The 17,951-nt window shown below is 72.6% G+C and carries 17 protein-coding genes; 9 read left to right on the forward strand and 8 right to left on the reverse strand.

Annotated features, from left to right (window positions below):
• Nucleotides 1–97 precede the first annotated feature (97 nt).
• Nucleotides 98–811, forward strand: a complete 714-nt coding sequence (locus AB0C27_RS49275) for an SDR family NAD(P)-dependent oxidoreductase (protein ID WP_357860856.1) — start codon at nt 98–100, stop codon at nt 809–811.
• Nucleotides 812–872: 61 nt separating this feature from the next.
• Complete coding sequence (locus AB0C27_RS49280) at nt 873–1,742, forward strand: GNAT family N-acetyltransferase (RefSeq protein ID WP_357860859.1); 870 nt, start codon at nt 873–875, stop codon at nt 1,740–1,742.
• 13 nt (nt 1,743–1,755) lie between these two features.
• Here the strand turns inward: AB0C27_RS49280 and AB0C27_RS49285 are convergent, their stop codons facing one another.
• From AB0C27_RS49285 to AB0C27_RS49295, 3 genes are read right to left on the reverse strand one after another with little or no spacing between them, the layout of a single operon-like run.
• Nucleotides 1,756–2,400, reverse strand: a complete 645-nt coding sequence (locus AB0C27_RS49285) for a response regulator transcription factor (protein ID WP_357860862.1) — start codon at nt 2,398–2,400, stop codon at nt 1,756–1,758.
• Nucleotides 2,391–3,518, reverse strand: a complete 1,128-nt coding sequence (locus tag AB0C27_RS49290; protein ID WP_357860865.1) for a histidine kinase — start codon at nt 3,516–3,518, stop codon at nt 2,391–2,393. The genes AB0C27_RS49285 and AB0C27_RS49290 overlap by 10 nt, the downstream gene beginning before the upstream one ends.
• Entirely contained in the window at nt 3,502–4,119 is a 618-nt protein-coding gene (locus AB0C27_RS49295) for a DedA family protein (RefSeq protein ID WP_357860868.1), read from the reverse strand. Before AB0C27_RS49295 ends, AB0C27_RS49290 begins: the two co-directional genes overlap by 17 nt.
• 102 nt (nt 4,120–4,221) lie before the next feature.
• Between AB0C27_RS49295 and AB0C27_RS49300 the strand changes: the two genes are divergently transcribed.
• Entirely contained in the window at nt 4,222–6,972 is a 2,751-nt protein-coding gene (locus AB0C27_RS49300; RefSeq protein WP_357860871.1) for a DEAD/DEAH box helicase, read from the forward strand.
• Between the two features lie 23 nt (nt 6,973–6,995).
• Entirely contained in the window at nt 6,996–8,117 is a 1,122-nt protein-coding gene (locus tag AB0C27_RS49305; RefSeq protein WP_357860873.1) for an SWIM zinc finger family protein, read from the forward strand.
• Nucleotides 8,118–8,127: 10 nt separating this feature from the next.
• Here AB0C27_RS49305 and AB0C27_RS49310 read toward each other — a convergent pair whose 3' ends face one another.
• Both AB0C27_RS49310 and AB0C27_RS49315 read right to left on the reverse strand, forming a co-directional pair.
• Nucleotides 8,128–8,766 (reverse strand): NAD(P)H-binding protein, encoded by a 639-nt coding sequence (locus AB0C27_RS49310; RefSeq protein WP_357860876.1) that lies wholly within the window; start codon nt 8,764–8,766, stop codon nt 8,128–8,130.
• A 71-nt stretch (nt 8,767–8,837) separates the two neighbouring features.
• On the reverse strand, nt 8,838–9,650 hold the full coding sequence (locus AB0C27_RS49315) for a helix-turn-helix domain-containing protein (RefSeq protein ID WP_357860879.1): 813 nt from the start codon (nt 9,648–9,650) through the stop codon (nt 8,838–8,840).
• Nucleotides 9,651–9,831: 181 nt separating this feature from the next.
• Here AB0C27_RS49315 and AB0C27_RS49320 point away from each other — a divergent pair, with 181 nt between their 5' ends.
• Nucleotides 9,832–11,184, forward strand: coding sequence for an FAD-binding protein (locus tag AB0C27_RS49320; RefSeq protein ID WP_357860882.1), 1,353 nt, complete (start codon nt 9,832–9,834; stop codon nt 11,182–11,184).
• A 99-nt stretch (nt 11,185–11,283) separates the two neighbouring features.
• On the opposite strand, the gene AB0C27_RS49325 is transcribed toward AB0C27_RS49320, so the two are convergent.
• Nucleotides 11,284–12,717, reverse strand: a complete 1,434-nt coding sequence (locus tag AB0C27_RS49325; RefSeq protein ID WP_357860884.1) for a PLP-dependent aminotransferase family protein — start codon at nt 12,715–12,717, stop codon at nt 11,284–11,286.
• A gap of 46 nt (nt 12,718–12,763) precedes the next feature.
• Entirely contained in the window at nt 12,764–13,171 is a 408-nt protein-coding gene (locus AB0C27_RS49330) for a BlaI/MecI/CopY family transcriptional regulator (RefSeq protein WP_357860887.1), read from the reverse strand.
• Nucleotides 13,172–13,278: 107 nt separating this feature from the next.
• On the opposite strand from AB0C27_RS49330, the gene efeU reads away from it, so the two are divergent.
• From efeU to efeB, 3 genes are read left to right on the forward strand one after another with little or no spacing between them, the layout of a single operon-like run.
• Nucleotides 13,279–14,106, forward strand: a complete 828-nt coding sequence (gene efeU / locus AB0C27_RS49335) for an iron uptake transporter permease EfeU (protein ID WP_357860890.1) — start codon at nt 13,279–13,281, stop codon at nt 14,104–14,106.
• An 11-nt stretch (nt 14,107–14,117) separates the two neighbouring features.
• Nucleotides 14,118–15,254, forward strand: coding sequence for an iron uptake system protein EfeO (gene efeO / locus AB0C27_RS49340; RefSeq protein ID WP_357860893.1), 1,137 nt, complete (start codon nt 14,118–14,120; stop codon nt 15,252–15,254).
• A complete protein-coding gene (gene efeB / locus AB0C27_RS49345) occupies nt 15,251–16,477 on the forward strand; it encodes an iron uptake transporter deferrochelatase/peroxidase subunit (protein WP_357860896.1) in 1,227 nt (408 codons plus the stop codon). Before efeO ends, efeB begins: the two co-directional genes overlap by 4 nt.
• Nucleotides 16,478–16,703: 226 nt before the next feature.
• Here efeB and AB0C27_RS49350 read toward each other — a convergent pair whose 3' ends face one another.
• The gene (locus tag AB0C27_RS49350) at nt 16,704–17,309 is read right to left on the reverse strand and encodes a helix-turn-helix domain-containing protein (RefSeq protein WP_357860899.1); all 606 of its coding nucleotides are present in this window, start codon (nt 17,307–17,309) and stop codon (nt 16,704–16,706) included.
• A 173-nt stretch (nt 17,310–17,482) separates the two neighbouring features.
• On the opposite strand from AB0C27_RS49350, the gene AB0C27_RS49355 reads away from it, so the two are divergent.
• A complete protein-coding gene (locus tag AB0C27_RS49355; RefSeq protein WP_357860902.1) occupies nt 17,483–17,947 on the forward strand; it encodes a DUF998 domain-containing protein in 465 nt (154 codons plus the stop codon).
• Nucleotides 17,948–17,951: the final 4 nt, after the last annotated feature.

A 17,951-nucleotide genomic window follows, 5' to 3' on the forward strand; every position in this document is an offset into this window, starting at 1 on the left:
AGCAACACGAGCGTTGGAGTTTCGCGGCGCGGACGACGCCGGCTCCTGCGCCATCAGCACGATCCGATCGAACGCCTCCATCTCCGGGAGCATGACCATGACTGGCAAGACCGTACTCATCACCGGTGCGACCAGTGGCGTCGGCGCGAGCGCCGCCCGGTTGCTGCTCGGCCGCGGACACCGCGTGACCGTCACCGGCCGCGACGAAGGCAAGCTCAAGTCCTTCCTGGACGAGACCGGCCACCCCGACCGGCTGCTCGGTCTCGTCTCCGACGCGGCCGACTGGGAGGCCACCCAGGACGCCGTGGCCCGCACCGTGGAGCGCTTCGGCGGCCTGGACGCCGCAGTGGCCAACGCCGGGTTCGCCTCCGCCGACCACCTGAGCACCGCGGGCTCGACCATCTTCGACGGCGACCCGGCGCTGTGGCCGCCGATGATCCTCACCAACGTGCTCGGCCCGGCCCTGCTGGCCAGGGCCGCCCTGCCCCACCTTGAAGCCGGCGGCGGGCGGCTGGTGCTCGTCGGCAGCGTCGTCGGGCTGAAGAACGCCCCGGCCAACCTCTACTCGGCCACCAAGTGGGCGGTCACCGGGCTCGCCGAGAACCTGCGCATGTACGCCACCACCCGCGGCGTCGGCGTCACCCTCGTCAACCCCGGCATGATCGACACCCCCTTCTGGCAGGACAACACCGTCCCCGCCTACGCCCTGCGGCCCGAGCCCGTCGCCGAGGCCATCTGCTACGCCCTCGACCAGCCGGCGGGCGTCGACGTCAACACCGTGACCGTCCGGCCCATCGGACAGCCCAACTGACCGGAGCGCCGGCGAGATATCCGGGTGCGCCGGGCCGAGGGGCTGGTGTCTGATCGAGGGCATGACGATCGAGATGGGCACGCCCGAGGCCGGGCGGCTCGGCGAAGTGACGCGGGTCCTGGCGGAGTGGCAGCACGACGACGTGCCCGTGCAGGTGCATCCGGGCGACATCGGGTGGTTCTGGCGATTCGGCGCGGAGCGTACGGCGCAGGCCACCCGGACCTGGAGCCGGGGCGCAGAGCTGTTGGCGGTCGGGCTGCTGGACGGCCCCGACCTGCTGCGGCTGGCGTTCGCGCCGGGAACGCTGCGCGACGAGGAGCTGGCCCGGCGGGTGGCCGCGGACGCGTCGGCGCCCGGGAGCGGCGTGCTGCCCGCCGGCAAGGTGTACGTCGAGGCGCCGGCCGAGGCCCTGGTCAGGGATGCGCTGGCCGAGGACGGCTGGCGGTGCGGCGAAGCGTGGACGCTGCTCCGGCTCGACCTCGGCGCCCCCGTGCCCGATCCCGGCGTCTCCATCGAGGAGATCGGGCCGGAGCAGGCGCATGAGTGGGCCGCGGTCGTGCGGGCGTCGTTCGACGCCTCGACGTTCACCGGCGAACGCTGGCACGCCCTGGCGGCGGGCGCGCCGTACGCGGACGCCCGCTGCCTGCTCGCCCGCGACGAGCAGGCACGGGCGGTGGCGGCCGTGGCGGTGTGGTCGGCCGGCGCGGGCAGGATCGGCCTGATCGAGCCGCTGGGCGTGCACCGGGACCACCGCGGCCACGGCCACGGCCGGGCGATCACTCACGCGGCGGCCCGCGCGCTGCGGGACCTGGGCTCGTCCAGCGTCGCGGTCTACACCCCGAGCGCCAACACCGGCGGCGTCGCCACCTACCTCTCGGCCGGAATGGAGCGGGTGTCGGAAAGGCTGGATCTGTACCGCGACACTCCTTGACGCCCGGCCCTGTTCACGACTCCAGGAAGTGCAGCACCGCCAGCACCCGGCGGCTGTAGCCGGTCGTGTGCGACAGGCCGAGCTTGTCGAACAGCGAGTTGACGTGCTTCTCCACCGCGCTCTGCGACACGTGCAGGGACTGGGCGATCGAGGCGTTGGTCAGTCCCTGCGCCATCCGCTCCAGCACCTCGCGCTCGCGCCCCGTCAGCCGGGCCAGCGGATCCACCTGCGTGGTACGCGCCAGCAGCTGCCGCACCACCTCGGGGTCGAACGCCGCCCCGCCCGCGCCGACCCGTTCGAGCGCGTCCAGGAAGTCGCCCACCTGGCCCACCCGGTCCTTCAGCAGGTAGCCGACGCCCTCGACGTCGGAGCTCATCAGCTCGGTGGCGTAGCGCTTCTCCACGTACTGCGACAGCACCAGCACTTTGATCTCCGGCCAGCGCCGGCGGATCTCCAGCGCGGCCCGCAGGCCCTCGTCGGTGTGGGTGGGCGGCATGCGTACGTCCACGACCACGATGTCCGGCCGATGCTCGGCCACCGCCGTCACCAGCGCCTGCCCCTCGCCCACGGCGGCCGGCACCTCGTGACCCTCCTCCAGCAGCAGCCGGATCAGGCCCTCGCGCAGCAACGTCGAGTCCTCGGCCAGGATCACCCGCACGGGAGCACCGCCGTGACCACCGTCGGCCCGCCCGCCGGGCTGCTGACCTCGAACCGGCCGTCCAGCGCCGCCACCCGCCTGGCCAGCCCCGACAGGCCGCCGCCGGACGCCCGCGCGCCCCCCGCGCCGTCGTCGCGCACGCGTACGGCCACCGCCCCGTCCTCCTGTTCCACCTCGACCGTGATGAGCGTGGCCCCGGCGTGCTTGGCCGCGTTCGTCACCGCCTCGCACACCACGAAGTACGCCGCCGTCTCCACCGCCATGGGCGGCCGCTCTCCGAGCCGGCAGTCCACCTTGACCGGCACGCTGGAGCGCTCGGCCACGCCGGCCAGCGCCTCGCCGAGCCCGAGTGAGTCCAGCCCGCTCGGGTAGGCCCGCCAGGCCACCTCGCGCAGCTCGGCCAGCGCCTGCTGCGCCTCCTGGTGGGCCTGCGCGAGCAGCTCGGGGCGGCCACGCAGCGAGCGGCCGATGAGCATCGACAGCCCCACCAGCCGCTGCTGGAGCCCGTCGTGCAGGTCGCGTTCGATCCGGCGGCGTTCGGCGTCCACCGCGGCCACGATGCCCGCCCTGCTCTCGGCCAGCTCGGCGATGCGCCGCTCCAGCGCCTCGGTCGGGTCGGGGCCCAGCAGGCGCAGCGCCAGGCGGCGTTCCAGCGCGTGCACCCCGGCCAGGCCCGACAGCACCAGGAAGAGCGTCACGAACCCGGCCAGGGACAGGTACGCCACCAGCGGCGCCGTGGGCAGCATGCCGTCGAACGGCTCGCCCCTGCCCCACGCCGCCACGATCTGGACGGCGGTCCAGGCGCCCCAGGCCAGCAGGAGCAGCACCAGCCCACCGAGCACCCCGATCGGCGCCCGCGCGGCCAGGTAGCCGGCCGCCCTGCGGCCCTCGCGGTGGTCCAGCACGTCCAACGTGGCCGGGTCCAGGCGCAGGCGCCACGCCTCCAGCCGGGCCAGCCGCCGCGCCGACGCCCGTACGTTGGGATTGCCCAGGAACGGCAGCGTCAGCACCAGGAAGGCCAGCTCGACCGGCGCGGTGAGCGCGCCCAGCGCCACCGCTCCGGCCGTGATGCCGCCCGCCGCGCCGGCCCCGCGCAACCCGTCAAGGGCGGTTCGCATGCCTCCCCTTACGCCGCTCGGCCAGCCGGACGCCGACGAAGACGACGATCGCCAGCACCACGAGGCCGATCACCACGTAGGTACCGATGCCCACGTAGGACTCCACCAGCTCCCACTTCTCGCCCAGCCAGTAGCCGGCCATCACGAAGATGGTGTTCCAGATGAGGCTGCCGGCCGTGGTCAGCAGCGTGAACGTCATGACGGGCATCCGCTCGACGCCCGCCGGGATGGAGATGAGGCTGCGGAAGATGGGGATCATCCGCCCGAAGAAGACGGTCTTGCGGCCGTGGCGCTGGAACCACGCCTCGGTCTTCTCGATGTCGGAGGTCTTGACCAGGGGAAGCTTGGCGGCGATGGCCAGGGTGCGCTCACGGCCCAGCAGCGCTCCGACCCAGTACAGCGCGAGCGCGCCGATCACCGAGCCGAGCGTCGTGCACACCAGGACGTCGAGGAGATCCATCTCGCCCCTGCTGGCGGTGAAGCCCGACAGTGGCAGGATCACCTCACTAGGAAGGGGCGGAAACAGGTTCTCCAGGGCGATGGCGAGCCCGGCGCCGGGGGCGCCCAGGCTCTCCATCAGTCCAACCAGCCAGTCAGTCATGAGATCAAGGCTATGAATAATCGGGGAACGTGCGGAATGAGGCGGCTGCCCGTATGACACTGTGGTAAACCCCACCCCATCCGTACCGTACACTGTACGGCCGTGAGCTCTTCCACGGACCTGGCCCGGCACGCGGCGATCTTCCAGCCCGGCGACCCGCCACGATCGGGCCACGTGGCCTTCCTCGACCCCGCCGGCGACGACCTGATCACCATCGCAGAAGCGGGCGGACCGGGAGAGCCTGGCGAGCCCGGCGCCAGGGCCGTCCCCGCCACCCTCGTCCCCGTCGGCACGGCGGTGGCCACCCTGGCCAGGGCCCGCAAGGACCCCGCCGCCCACCCGGCCGCCCGTTTCTGGGGCGGCGCGGCCCTCATCGCGCTGCAACTGCTCACCCGCGGACGCATCCTGCCCGGCGTCTCCCCCGGCGACCACGACTCCTGGCGCGCCGGGCCGCTGGACGCCGACGACCTCCAGCGCGTGCGCGAACTGGCCGCCGCCATGCCCGCCGCCGCCCGCGCCGTCCCGGTGGAGGGCACCGGCGAGCTGCTGCTGCCGGACGCTGAGCCTCTCGTGCGCGCTTTCCTCGACGCCGTCGCCGACGCCATGCCGCGCTCGCCCGGCGCCGTGCGCGCCACCGGCTCCGCCGCCTACGCCGCGGTCAAACCGGTCAAGGTGCCCCACCTGCGCGGCTGGGCGGAGGAGGTCTCGGCCGGGCTGGACGCCGGCCTGCGGCTGTCGCTGCGCATCGAGGCCGACGACCTGGCCGCCGCCGAGTCCGCTGCCGAATTCAGGGCCGTCGTCCAACTGCACAGCCTGGCCGACCCGTCCCTCGTCGTGGACGCCGCCGACCTGTGGCAGGGCGCCGACCCCGGCTTCGGGCCGCGCGCCAGGATCGAGGCCACCCTCGCCGTGCGCCGCGCCGCCCGCGCCTGGCCCCGGCTGGAACGGCTGCTCGACAGCGCCGTGCCGGACGAGCTCACCCTGTCCGACGGCGACGTCGAACAGCTCCTGGCCGGCGCCGCCGACCGCCTGGCCGCCGCCGGCGTGGACGTGCACTGGCCCAAGTCCCTGGTACGCGGCCTCAGCGCCCGCGCCGTCATCGGCGACCGTGACCCCGCGCCCTCCGACATGCCCTCCTTCCTCGGCGGCCACCACCTGACCAGCTTCGACTGGCAGCTCGCCCTCGGCGGCGAACGCCTGAGCGCCGCCGAGATGGACCGCCTGGCCGAGGCCCACCGTCCCGTCGTCCGGCTGCGCGACCAGTGGGTGCTCATCGACCCCGACCTCGCCCGCCGGGCCCGCCAGCGTGACCTCAAGCCGCTGACCGGCATCGAGGCGCTCGGCGCCGCCCTGACCGGCACGGTCGAGGTCGAGGGCGAGCAGGTGCCGGTCGAGCCCACCGCCTGGCTGAACGAGCTGCGCGAGCGCCTGTCCGAACCCGCCGACGTGGTGCAGCCCGAGAGCCTGGCCGCCACCCTGCGCGACTACCAGCTCGCCGGGCTGCGCTGGCTGGCCAGGATGACCTCGCTCGGCCTGGGCGCGTGCCTGGCCGACGACATGGGCCTGGGCAAGACGATCACGCTCATCGCGCTGCACCTGCACCGCGCCCAGGAGCAGGCCGCCGGTCCCACGCTCGTGGTCTGTCCCGCCTCGCTGCTGGGCAACTGGGAGCGCGAGATCACCAGGTTCGCGCCGGGCGTGCCGGTACACCGCTACCACGGCCCAGGACGCACGCTCGCCGGCGAGGGCTTCGTGCTGACCACGTACGCCACCATGCGCCTGGACGCCGCCGCGCTGGCCGCCCACCCCTGGGGCCTGCTCGTCGCCGACGAGGCCCAGCACGTCAAGAACCCCGCCTCCGGCACCGCCAAGGCGCTGCGCGAGATCCCCGGCGCCGCCCGCGTCGCCCTGACCGGCACGCCCGTGGAGAACAACCTGTCGGAGCTGTGGGCCATCCTCGACTGGGCCACGCCCGGCCTGCTCGGCCCGCTCCCCAAGTTCAGGGCACGCTGGGCCAAACCCATCGAATCGGGCGACGGCGAGTCCGCCGAGCGGCTCTCCCGGCTCGTCGGGCCGTTCCTGCTGCGCCGCCGCAAGAGCGACCCCGGCATCGCCCCCGAGCTGCCGCCCAAGACCGAGACCGACCGGCCCGTCGCCCTCACCACCGAGCAGGCCGGCCTGTACGAGGCGGTCGTCCGCGAGATCATGGCCCGCATCGCCGAGGCCCAGGGCATGGCCAGGCGCGGCCTCATCGTCAAGCTGCTCACCGGGCTCAAGCAGATCTGCAACCACCCCGCCCATTACCTGCACGAGGCCGACCCGCGCCTGCCCGGCCGCTCCGGCAAGCTCGAACTGCTCGACGAACTGGTCGACACCATCGTCGCCGAGGACGGCGCCGTCCTGGTCTTCACCCAGTACGTCGCCATGGCCCGCCTGCTGGATCGCCACCTGACCGCCCGCGGCGTGGCCACCCAGCTGCTGCACGGCGGCACCCCCGTCGCCCACCGCGAGGAGATGGTCCAGCGCTTCCAGGACGGCAGCGCCCCGGTGTTCCTGCTCTCGCTCAAGGCCGCGGGCACCGGGCTCAACCTCACCCGCGCCGACCACGTCATCCACTACGACCGCTGGTGGAACCCCGCCGTCGAGGACCAGGCCACCGACCGCGCCTACCGCATCGGCCAGACCAGGCCCGTCCAGGTGCACCGCCTCATCGCCGAAGGCACGATCGAGGACCGCATCGCCCAGATGCTCACCGCCAAGCGCTCGCTCGCCGACGCCGTGCTCTCCTCCGGCGAGGCCGCCTTCACCGAGCTGACCGACGCCGAGCTCGCCGCCCTCGTGGAGCTCAGATGACCCCCGCCGCCCCTGGAGCCCCGATGACCGCCGACGCCGCCCGCGGCTTCCCCGCCTTCCCCCCGCAACGCGCGGGCGCCCGCTTCGCCACCACCTGGTGGGGCCGCGCCTGGGTCCAGGCCATGGAGGAAACCTCCCTGGACCACACCCTGCTGCGCAAGGGCCGCGCGTACGCCAAGACCGGCCAGCTCGGCCCCATCACCGTCAGCCCAGGCCGCCTGGCCGCCGTCGCCGAGAGCGAGTACGACACCGTCGTCCGCGTCGAGCAGCTCGGCGACGCCGCCTGGGAACGCTTCCTCGACCAGGTGGCCGCCAAGTCCGGGCACATCGCCGCCCTGCTCGACGGCGACATGCCGCACGACCTGGTCGAGGCCGCCGAGTACGCGGGCGTGCCGTTGCTGCCCGCCGTCGGCGACCTGGAGCCCGAGTGCGGCTGCCCCGACTGGGGTCACCCGTGCAAGCACGCCGCCGCCCTGTGCTACCAGGCGTCCTGGCTGCTGGACGCCGACCCGTTCGTGCTGCTGCTCCTGCGCGGGCGCGGCGAACGCGAGCTCGTCGAGGCCCTGCAGCGACGCGGCGCTCCCTCCGCGCGGCCGGCGGCGGTGGCGGGGGTGCCGGTCGCGCGGGCGTACGCGATGGGGGTGCCCGCGCTGCCCGACCCGCCGCCCGCCGACGTCCCGCGGACGCTGCCCATCTGGGCGCCGGCTCCCGGCGTGGACGTGGCCGCGCTGGCCGGGCTGGCCGCCTCGGCCGCCGCGCGGGCCCGCGAGCTGCTGCTGCACGGGCGCCTGCCGGAGCTGAGCGAACACCAGGACCACGTCAGGCTGGCCGCCGAGCACGACCTCGGCGGGCCTTCTGAAGCCGCCGTGCGGGCCTGGCGGTACGGCGGCGCGGACGGCCTGGACGCCCTCGAAACCGCATGGACGCCGCCGCGCCGCGACGTGGCCAGGGCCCAGGCGCTGCTGGCGGCCGCCTGGGAGGGCGAGACCCCGCCGGAGGTGCGGATCTGGCGCAACCGCTGGACACTCGGCTCCCTGCAACTGCGCTACGGCCGCGACGGCCGCTGGTACCCCTTCACGCTGCGCGAAGGCGAATGGTGGCCGGCCGGGCCGCCCGAGCGCGACCCGGCGGCGCTCATCTCCTGAGCGCGGCGGGTCAGGTGGCCACCGAGACGACGTGCCGCACCGAGGTGGCGTCGCCGATCAGCTCCAGCATGCAGGCGGCCAGGTCGGCGCGGGTGGTGTTCATGCCGCCCCTGAGGTTGCGGTCGACGGCCGTGCGGTAGGAGCCGGTGAGGCCGGCGTCGGTCAGGCGGGACGGGCGCACGATCGTCCAGTCCAGGTCGGCGGCCCGCAGCAGCCCTTCGGCTCGGGCCAGGTCGGCGTAGGAATGGCGGAACAGGCGCTGGACGATGAGCGGTTTGAGCACGTACCGGACCAAAGGCCCGTCGTCGGGGCCGGTCACCATGCCCGAGGCGCTGACCATCAGCAGGCGGCGCGAGCCGGTGCGGCCCATGGCGGCCATGATGGAGGCGATGCTGGCGGAGTGCACGGTGGTGGGGCCGCGCTCGCGCGTGCCCATCGCGCTCAGCACGGCGTCGCGGTCCTTGACCGCCGGTACGACGGCGTCGGCGTCCATGACGTCGGCCTCCACGACGTCGAGGCGGTCACGCAGGCCGGCGGGGAGCCGGGAGGCGTCGCGGACGATCGCCGTCATCTCGTGGGCTTGCGCCAGCCCCTGACGCAGGAGCTCAAGACCGGTGCCGCCGGTCGCTCCGAAGACGGTGAGCCTCATGCCGATCCCTCCTTCTTAAGGGTGAGTAAGTGTCCACTCACCCACCATAGCGCCCAGCCGTGCCGCCCGCTCTAGAGCGCGGCGGCGATCGGTTCGAGCCCCGCGATCAGCTCGTCGAGCTCGTCCGCGCCGAGCACGTCGTACGCCGGCGCGGCCAGTTCGTCGGTGAGCGCCTCGATCCGCTCCTTGGTCTCCCGGCCGGCGTCGGTGAACCCGCCGGTGGCGTCCACGAGACCGCGGCGGCGCAGCCCGTCGACGACGGCCGCCAGCCGCGCCTTGGGCAGGTGGTGGATCCGGCCGAACTCCTCCGCTCTCATCCCGAGGGCGAGAGCCATGAGGACGTGGGCCTCGGTGCCGCCGATGCCGTGGGCGACCAGCACGGCGTTGTGGCCGTCGCCCCGGTGCTCCCGCAGCAGCGTCGCCGCGTGCCACAGCCTGGCCACCGGCTCCTCGGGCACGTCGAGTTCCCTGAGCCCGGCGTACAGCGCCCGGCCCTCGGCCGGCGCGCTGAGCGCCGCCCGGGTGGCGAGGTCGGCGGCCCGCACCAGACCGGGGGCGCCGGCGAGCTCCCCGATCCGCTGCCGCAGCACGGCGGCGCTGCTCCGCTCGCGTACGGCGATCGCCTCCTCCGGGCTGATCTTCCCCCAGACCCAGGGGATGTGGCGCGCCACCTCGCCCTCGGTGAAGTTGTAGAAGACCGCGTGCACCACTCCGGCCGGCGCCTGGCCCAGCGGCGCGGCCCGGCCCGCGAAGTATCCGTCCCAGAAGTTACGCATGCCGAGCGCCATGAACGCCTCGTTCACCGCCTCGGAGAAGGTGATGGTGGCGATCGGCTCCAGGAGCTCGAACATGCGGTGGATCTTGGCCTTCGGGTGCGGCAGCATCGGTCGGTCTCTCCCTCGGTCGTGACGGCGCCCCTCGCGGGCGGCCCTTCACCCTGGCTACGAACGACGCGGACCGGATCCGACAGCTGCGGCCGATGATTTTCCGGGTCTGAAATTGGTCCTCGATCAGGTGGTCAGATCGGACCTTATCGAGGGTACCGATTCCTGCCAGTCTGAGGGCATGACCACAGCGACCTGCTTCGACGGCCAGGTGCTCACCCCTGGCGACGCCGGCTACGACAACGCCCGTACCGTCTGGAACGCCATGATCGACCGGCGGCCACGCATGATCGTCCGCACGGCGGGCGTCGCCGACGTGGTCGCCGCCGTGCGGCTGGCCCGGGAGCTGGACCTGGAGATCGGCGTCCGCTGCGGCGGCCACAACGCCGCCGGGTTCGCCGTGCCCGACGGCGGTCTCATGATCGACCTGACGCCCATGGGCGGCGTGCGCGTCGACCCGGCCCGCCGCCGCGCCCGGGTGCAGGGCGGCGCCCTGCTCGGCGCGCTGGACCGGGCCTCCCAGCCCTACGGCCTGGCCACCACCGCCGGCAACGTCTCCCACACCGGCGTCGGCGGGCTCACGCTCGGCGGCGGCATGGGCTGGCTGGCCCGCCAGTACGGCCTGGCCTGCGACAACGTCGTCTCCTACACGATGGTCACCGCCGAAGGCGACGTGGTGACCGCCAGTCGTACCGGCAACCCCGACCTGTTCTGGGGCCTGCGCGGCGGTGGCGGCAACTTCGGCGTCGTCACCGAGTTCGAATTCGAGCTGCATCACACCGGCACGCGGACGCTGGTCGCCGAGTTCGACTTCCGCGCCGAGGACGCCGTCCCGGTCATCGAGGGCTGGCGCGACCTGAACGCCGTCGCGCCCCGGCAGGCGACGTTCACCGCCGGCGTCTCGGGCACTCCCTCCGGCCCGATCGCCACGGTGGGGTTCGTGTGGGTCGGCGACCCGGACGAGGGCCGCCGGCTGCTGCCCGCGATGCGGGCGCTCGGGCGGCCCATAGCCTCCCGCGTCACCACGCCGTCGTACCTCGAACTGCAGCAGCGTGAGGACTCCACCGGCGGGCACGCCTACCGCCGTTACTCCAAGGCGCACTACCTGCGCAGCTTCCCCACCGCGGCCATCGAGGCGTTCCTGCTGCGCGGGGCCTGCGATCTGAGCGCCGGCCTGGACCTGCCGGGGGTCGGTCTGCAGGCGCACGGGGGTGCGATCGCCGAGGTGCCGGGAGAGGACGCGGCGTTCAGCCACCGTGACACGATGTTCGAGTTCGGGGCCGGCTCCCGGTGGAGCGACCCGGCGGAGGACGACGTCAGGATGGGGGCCGCTCGTGCCGCGGGGGCCGCGCTCGAACCGTATGCCAGCGGGATCTACGTCAACTCCCTGACGGCCGACGAACTGGCCGACGGGCAGCGTGGGGTGCGGCGGGCCTACTCGGCGGCGAAGCTGGCCAGGCTGACCGCGGTGAAGACGGCGTACGACCCGGCGAACGTGTTCCACCTGAACCAGAACATCCGTCCCGCCCAGTGACCGGCCCAGTGGCCGGCCCAATGATCGGGCGCAGTGATCGGGCGCAGTGACGGGGCCAGGTGACAGGGCGTAGTGACGGGGCCAGGTGACAGGGCCGCGTCAGGAGCCCCGTACCTCCCTGATGGCCGTCGCGAGCAGCGCGACCCCCTCGGCGATGGCGCTCTCGCCGAGGATGGCGTAGCCGAAGATCAGGCCACCGGGCCCGGCGGGGGCGATCCGGAACGGCCCGACGCCCTGGATGCCGAGCCCGTGCCGGGCGGCCGCCGCCACCACCGCCGCCTCGTCCAGGTCGGGCGGGAGCCAGGCGACCACGTGCTGCCCGGCGGCGATCCCGGCCGGCCGCAGCTCCGGCAGCCGGGTGCGCAGCGCGTCCAGCAGCGCGTCACGGCGGCGCCGGTACACCGGCCGCATCCGGCGCAGGTGACGGTCGAACTCGCCGCGGCCGAGGAAGTCGGCGAACGTCAGCTGGTCGATGACCGCCGAACCCCGGTCGGCGAGCACCTTCGCCGCGGCGACGTCGGCGACCAGGTGGGCGGGCAGCACCAGCCAGCCGAGCCGCAGCCCCGGCGCGAGCGTCTTGCTGGCCGTGCCGCAGTAGACGACGTGATCGGGGGCCAGGCCCTGCATGGCGCCCACCGGAGACCGGTCGTAGCGGTACTCCGCGTCGTAGTCGTCCTCGATCACGATCGCGTCGCGGCGCCTGGCCCAGCGGATCACCTCGGCCCTGGCCGCCGCCGACAGCACCCCACCGGTCGGCCACTGGTGTGACGGCGTGAGGATCAGCGCGTCGGCGTCGGCCAGATCGAGGGCGTCGATCCGGACGCCTTCCTGACCCACCGGGACGCCGATCACGTCGAGCCCGGCGGCCTCGGCCAGCGGGCGGGCGTCGTCGGCGGAGGAGGGGTCTTCCACGGCGATCCGCCTGGCGCCGCGCCGCGCGAGCACCTGGATCAGCAGTGAGATGCCCTGCGCGTAGCCGTTGCAGACGACCGTGTGGCCGGGGGCGGCCAGGGTGCCGCGTACCCGGTTGAGGTAGTCGCACAGGGCCTGGCGCAGCTCCGGCACGCCCCGCCCGTCGAGGTAGGCGAACCGGTCGTTGGGCGTGGTGGTGAGCACGCTGCGGACCGAGCGCAGCCAGGCGGCCCGGGGGAACTGCGACACGTCGGTGCGCCCGTACCCGAAGTCGACCCTGGAGCCGGGGCCGGCCGCGGCCGGCCGCGCGCCGGAAACCGCGGGGTCGCCGGCGGCCGGCGGGATCGACGCTGCGACCTGGGTGTAACCGCCTGACCGGCTGGTCAGGTAGCCCTCGGCCACGAGCTGCTGGTACGCCTCCACGATCACCCCGCGGGAGACCCCGAGCCCGGCGGCGAGGGTGCGGCTGGGCGGCAGCGAAGCGCCGGCGCGCAACCGGCCGGCCCGGACGCTCGCCCGGATGGACGCCTCGATCTGCCGGTGCAGCGGCACTCCTGCGTCGCGGTCGAGTTCGATGAGCAGGTCCTCGGCCGGTCCGGAACTGGTCCTCGATCGCCCCACGGATCGGACCCTATCGGCGGGTACCAATTCCTGCCACCCGAGCGACCTACGGCGTTTCGCCCGGCTCGTCGGCCAGCAACCGGCGCAGAAGCTCCTCGTCGCCCGGATGCAGCTCGTTCACGAACCGCCGCAGCACGGTCGCGCGGTCGTCCTCGGCGTCGAGCAGGGCGCTCATCCGCTGCGCGACCAGCCCGGCGGCGTCGGTGAGCGCGCCGTAGCGGTAGGCGCGCCCCTCCCTGCGGCGGGTGACCGCCTTCCTTCTGTGCAGGCGGACCAGCGTGGTGACGACGGCGCTGTAGGACAGCCCGCCCTCGGGAGCGAGGAGATCGCGGACCTGACCAGGGGTGAGCGAGCGCCCCGCGTCGCGCAGGGTGGCGAGGATCGCCGCCTCCAGCTCGCCGGGCCGGCGGCGCCGGCCGTGATCGGGAGAACCGCCGGCCGGATCTTCCTTCATCGCGCCCACCCTACCGGGCCGCCTGGCTAGTTAGGTGAGCCTATGTTAACTTCTACAAGCGTGTAGCAGGGCGGCGTGTCGGTCCCGCTCGCTCGAGCATTGGAGCAATGGTGTTCGCCAGCTTTCTCATCGGCCTGCGCGAAGGACTGGAGGCGGCCCTGGTCGTCTCGGTGCTGGTCGCCTTCCTGGTCAAGAGCGACCGCTCGGACCGGCTGCCGCACGTCTGGACCGGCGTGCTGGCCGCCGTGGCGCTCTCTGTCGGTTTCGGGGCGTTCCTGACCTTCACCGCCGCCAGTCTCGGCCACACCGGGCAGGAGCTCTTCGACGCGATCACCTCGCTGCTGGCCGTCGTCTTCGTCACCTGGATGATCTTCTGGATGCGGCGGGCCGCCCGCGCGCTCTCCGGCGAACTGCGCGGCAAGCTCGCCGGCGCACTGGAGCTCGGGCCGGCGGCCGTCGTCGTCATGGCCTTCCTGGCCGTGGCGCGCGAAGGGCTGGAGACCGCCCTGCTGTTCTTCGCCTCCGTACGCGGCGCGACCACCTCGGCCCAGCCGCTCATCGGCATCAGCCTCGGCCTGCTCGCCGCGGTCGCGCTCGGCTACGGCATCTACAAGTCCGCCGTCCGCATCAACCTCACCAAATTCTTCACCTGGACCGGCCTGCTGCTCATCCTGGTCGCGGCGGGCATCTTCAAGTACGGCGTGCACGACCTGCAGGAGGCGAACATCCTGCCCGGCCTGAGCACCTACGCCTTCGACGTCAGCGCCGTCCTGCCCGCCGACTCCTGGTACGGCGCCCTGCTGGCCGGAATGCTCAACATCACCCCGCAGCCCAGCGTCGCCGAGACCATCGCGTGGGCCGCCTACCTGCTCCCCACGCTCTTCCTCTTCCTGCGTCCCTCGCGCACCCAGCCTTCCCCCGCGCCCGCGGTCTGAACAGGAGCACCATGTCCGTCACCATCCGTCTCACCACCGGCGCGCTCGCCCTCGCCGCGCTGACCGCGCTGACCGCCTGCGCGGCGGAGACCCCCGCCCCCGGCGCGGCGCCGAAGCCGGGCAAGGTCGCCGTGGCCGCGAGCGACACCGAGTGCAAGGTCGCCGTCTCGGAGGTCCCCGCGGGCACCAGCACGTTCGCGATCACGAACGGCGGCAGCAAGGTGACCGAGTTCTACGTCTACGCCGCGGGCGACCGCGTGCTGGCCGAGGTGGAGAACATCGTCCCCGGGCTGACCCGCGAGCTGATCGCCGAGCTGCCGGCCGGGACGTACGAGACGGCGTGCAAGCCCGGCATGATCGGCAAGGGCATCCGCAACCCGCTGAAGGTGACCGGCGAGCACAAACCGCTCACCGCCGACGCCAAGCTCGCCGAGGCCACCAGGAGCTACCAGCGCTACGTCAAGTCGCAGAGTGACACGCTGCTGGTCAAGACGCAGGAGTTCGTGGACGCGGTCAAGGCGGGCGACATCGGCAAGGCCAAGGAGCTCTTCCCTGTCTCGCGTACGTACTGGGAGCGCATCGAGCCGGTGGCGGAGATCTTCGGCGACCTCGACCCGGCCATCGACGCCCGCGAGGCGGACCTGGCCGACGGCGAGGAGTGGACCGGCTTCCACAAGATCGAGAAGGATCTGTGGATCACCAAGGACGTCAGCGAGGACGGACCCGTCGCCGACAAGCTCATCGCCGACGTCAAGACCATCGTGACCAAGGCCAACGCCGCCGAGCTGACCCCGCTCAACCTGGCCAACGGCGCCAAGGAACTGCTCGACGAGGTGGCCACCGGGAAGATCACCGGCGAGGAGGACACCTGGTCGCACACCGACCTGTGGGACTTCGACGCCAACCTCCAGGGCTCCAAGGCCGCGGTGCAGGCGCTGCGCCCGGTGCTGGAGGAGCGGGCGCCCGACCTGGTCAAGACCCTGGACGAGAAGTTCGCCGCCGCCGAGGCCGAGCTGGGCGAGCACCGCAAGGGCGACGGCTGGCGACTGCACGACGAGCTGTCGAAGTCCGAGCTGAAGAGCCTGTCCGACGTGATCAACGCGCTGGCCGAGCCGATCAGCAAGATCGCACCGATCGTGGCGCGATGAACGGACGGCTGAGTCGCAGGAAGGTCTTCGGCCTCGGCGCGGCCGGAGTCGCGGCAGCGGGCGCAGGCGTGATCGCCTCCCGCTCACTCGTCCAGGAACCGACGGCCGCGCACGCCGGCACCGCCGACCCCTTCCCCTTCTACGGCGAGCATCAGGCGGGCATCGTCACCCCCGCCCAGGACCGGCTGCACTTCGTCGCCTTCGACGTCGTCACCGACAAGCGGGCCGAGCTGGTGGACCTGCTGCAGGAGTGGACGGCCGCGGCCGCCCGGCTCACCCAGGGCAGGGAGGCCGGCGCCCTCGGCGCGGTCGGCGGCTCGCCCGAGGCGGCGCCCGACGACACCGGTGAGGCGCTCGGACTGCCCGCCTCGGGGCTGACGCTGACGATAGGGTTCGGCCCGTCCCTGTTCGACCGCCGCTTCGGGCTGGCGGCCAAGCGCCCCGCGGCCCTGGCCGACCTGCCGAAGTTCCCCGGTGAGCAGCTGGTGCCGGAGATCTCGGGGGGCGACCTGTGCGTGCAGGCGTGCGCGCACGATCCGCAGGTCGCCGTGCACGCCATCCGCAACCTGACCAGGATCGGCTTCGGCAAGGTGTCGGTGCGCTGGTCGCAGCTCGGCTTCGGCCGTACGTCCTCCACCTCGCGCGCCCAGGTGACCCCGCGCAACCTGATGGGCTTCAAGGACGGCACCAACAACATGAAGCTGGAGGACGCGGACCTGCTCCGCGACCAGCTCTGGGCCAGGGCGGAGGACGGCGCCGGCTGGATGGCGGGCGGCAGCTACCTGGTGACCAGGAAGATCCGCATGATCGTCGAGACGTGGGACCGCACCTCGCTGCGCGAGCAGGAGGAGATCTTCGGCCGCAGCAAGGGCGAGGGCGCGCCGGTGGGCAAGAAGAACGAGTTCGACCCGGTCGACCTGGCGGCCATGCAGCCGGACGCCCACGTACGGCTGGCGCACCCCAGCAGCCACGGCGGCGCGCACCTGCTGCGGCGCGGCTACAACTACGTCGACGGCTCCGACGGGCTCGGCCGGCTGGACGCGGGGCTCTTCTTCATCGCCTACCAGCGTGATCCGCGGACGCAGTTCGTACCGGTCCAGATGGGGCTGGCCAGAGCCGATCGCCTCAACGAGTACATCAAGCACGTGTCGAGCGGTGTGTTCGCCTGCCCGCCCGGCGTCAGGGACGCCGGGGATTATTGGGGGCGCGCCCTGTTCGAGTGAGGGCGGTCTGAGCTTGTTCTTTATCCTCCCGATCGTTGCGGCGCATCGACGGTTCGCCGTGCCCACCTGCGGAAAGTCTCCGCGACATCGCTTCACTCCTGCGGCGCTTCACCCGCGGGTTCACGACGAACAGCCCGCAGCGCTCGGGATCAGTGTTGCGGGCCCCGGCAAAGCCCCGTGACCGGGGGCCTCCGTCCGCCTCGGCGAGGCTACCGCTCGCGCGTCTTCACCCGGATGCGCTCTGGTCTCTGGCCTCGTGGTAGCGCGCCCAGCCTTCGTCGAGAAGCCGGAATCCTGCGTCGATGGTCGATTCCGGACTTGCCTCGTGGGCGGCGCTGAGCTGGATCTGCAGGGCGAAACGGACGTAGAAGCGGATCTCGTCGGTCGGCTCCGTGTGCCCGAGCTCCTCGGCGATCGCGGCAACGAGGGCGCCCTCATGGCGGAACCACATCTTCTCCGCGTAATCGATCAGGGCCGGTGTCTCTTCCATGAGAGTGAGGATCCGGCGTTGGGGCCCGGACCTCATCGCGGCGATCTCGGAGAGGTAGTGCGCCTTCAGCGCGTCGGAGATCGTCGTCCCCGGCGCCCGGCCGCTGACCGCGGCCACGAGGCGCTCATGCCGTTCGTCCTCGTCGCTGAAGACGAGCGCCTCCTTCTGCGGGAAATGCGTGAAGACCGTCTTGGGTGAGACGTCCGCCTTGTCGGCGATCTCGCGAACGCTGACCCCGTCGAAGCCGCGCTCGAGAAAGAGCGTCGTCGCCGCGTCCAAGATCGCCGCCCGCGTTGCTGCCTTCTTGCGCTCCCGCCGTCCCACGGCCGTTCCGTCAACCATGACCAGATCCTACTAGTGCCGAACTCCAACTACATTGACGGTAAAAGTAGTCTCGGTATAGTAAGTGTGCAAGTGAAGTTATCGGGTGGCTGGGATCCCCCTGCTGCGGCGACTCGGCACGAACTCGCACCGACCCCGGCGAACCAGCGCCGACACCGGAAAGGACCATGACCATGGCCGGCAACATCAACCCGTTCTCGAGCCTCGAACGAAACGAACCCGCGAACGACGCAAAGCCTGAAGCGCTTGTCCCCGACGCGCGCCGGCCTTGGCAGCACCGAACCGCGGGAGCCTTGCTCATCGCGGGGCCGATGATCGTCCTACTCGCCGAGTTCATCGCCGCCGCGGCATGGACGGACCCGCCCTACAGCTACACGTACCACTTCATCAGCAATCTCGGAGTCCACGGGCCCTCGACACTGTTCGGGCAGCACATGTACTCACCGCTGGCATGGGTGATGAACACCGGTTTCTTCCTGTTCGGGATCACGATTCTGGCCGGTGTGGCCGCGCTGCGCGGTCTACCCGGCCGGCACCGCTGGGCAGCGCTTGCACCCGCGACGCTGCTGGCCGCCGGCGGCGTCCTGCTGGGATTGTTTCCCGGATCCGGCGAGGCGATGAACGCGACGGCGAAATAAGCAG

The organism is Nonomuraea sp. NPDC048882 (assembly GCF_040649755.1).
Taxonomy (GTDB): domain Bacteria; phylum Actinomycetota; class Actinomycetes; order Streptosporangiales; family Streptosporangiaceae; genus Nonomuraea; species Nonomuraea maheshkhaliensis.

Bases quoted from the DNA above. Each gene is read 5' to 3' on its own strand.
- AB0C27_RS49355 (WP_357860902.1), top strand. From the start codon at position 17,483: ATGGCCGGCAACATCAACCCGTTCTCGAGCCTCGAACGAAACGAACCC.
- AB0C27_RS49295 (WP_357860868.1), bottom strand. From the start codon at position 4,119: ATGACTGACTGGCTGGTTGGACTGATGGAGAGCCTGGGCGCCCCCGGC.
- efeO (WP_357860893.1), top strand. From the start codon at position 14,118: ATGTCCGTCACCATCCGTCTCACCACCGGCGCGCTCGCCCTCGCCGCG.
- AB0C27_RS49310 (WP_357860876.1), bottom strand. From the start codon at position 8,766: ATGAGGCTCACCGTCTTCGGAGCGACCGGCGGCACCGGTCTTGAGCTC.
- AB0C27_RS49320 (WP_357860882.1), top strand. From the start codon at position 9,832: ATGACCACAGCGACCTGCTTCGACGGCCAGGTGCTCACCCCTGGCGAC.
- AB0C27_RS49280 (WP_357860859.1), top strand. From the start codon at position 873: ATGACGATCGAGATGGGCACGCCCGAGGCCGGGCGGCTCGGCGAAGTG.
- AB0C27_RS49315 (WP_357860879.1), bottom strand. From the start codon at position 9,650: ATGCTGCCGCACCCGAAGGCCAAGATCCACCGCATGTTCGAGCTCCTG.
- efeU (WP_357860890.1), top strand. From the start codon at position 13,279: ATGGTGTTCGCCAGCTTTCTCATCGGCCTGCGCGAAGGACTGGAGGCG.
- AB0C27_RS49305 (WP_357860873.1), top strand. From the start codon at position 6,996: ATGACCGCCGACGCCGCCCGCGGCTTCCCCGCCTTCCCCCCGCAACGC.
- AB0C27_RS49275 (WP_357860856.1), top strand. From the start codon at position 98: ATGACTGGCAAGACCGTACTCATCACCGGTGCGACCAGTGGCGTCGGC.
- AB0C27_RS49290 (WP_357860865.1), bottom strand. From the start codon at position 3,518: ATGCGAACCGCCCTTGACGGGTTGCGCGGGGCCGGCGCGGCGGGCGGC.
- AB0C27_RS49350 (WP_357860899.1), bottom strand. From the start codon at position 17,309: ATGGTTGACGGAACGGCCGTGGGACGGCGGGAGCGCAAGAAGGCAGCA.
- efeB (WP_357860896.1), top strand. From the start codon at position 15,251: ATGAACGGACGGCTGAGTCGCAGGAAGGTCTTCGGCCTCGGCGCGGCC.
- AB0C27_RS49330 (WP_357860887.1), bottom strand. From the start codon at position 13,171: ATGAAGGAAGATCCGGCCGGCGGTTCTCCCGATCACGGCCGGCGCCGC.